This window comes from Halomonas sp. ND22Bw (assembly GCF_003011945.1).
Taxonomy (GTDB): Bacteria; Pseudomonadota; Gammaproteobacteria; order Pseudomonadales; family Halomonadaceae; genus Halomonas; species Halomonas halophila.
Genome location: NZ_PXWD01001943.1, coordinates 1 through 229 on the forward strand (window position 1 = coordinate 1; position 229 = coordinate 229).

1 protein-coding gene is annotated in these 229 nt (G+C 72.1%); it reads left to right on the top strand.

The features are described 5' to 3' along the window. Positions 1–229 (top strand): hypothetical protein (locus CVH10_RS25070; RefSeq protein ID WP_219925144.1); only part of this gene is annotated, 229 nt, incomplete at both ends.

Consider the following 229-nt stretch of genomic DNA (forward strand, 5'->3'; position numbering starts at 1 on the left):
GCTGGGCGCTGCGCGTGGCCGACGGCGCCATCCGCGAGCCGCCGCTGCCCTGGGTCGCCTGGGGCATGCTGATGACGGCCTGCTATTCCGGCTGGGCCGGTTCCTGCCTCATGTTCTGCCAGCATCTCGCCGGCTGGCAAGACCGGCCGGGCATGCAGTGGCTGCGGCGGGCGGCGGCCGTGATCTTCACCGTGCCGGTGCTTGCTTGCTACGTCGCCCTGACGCGGTT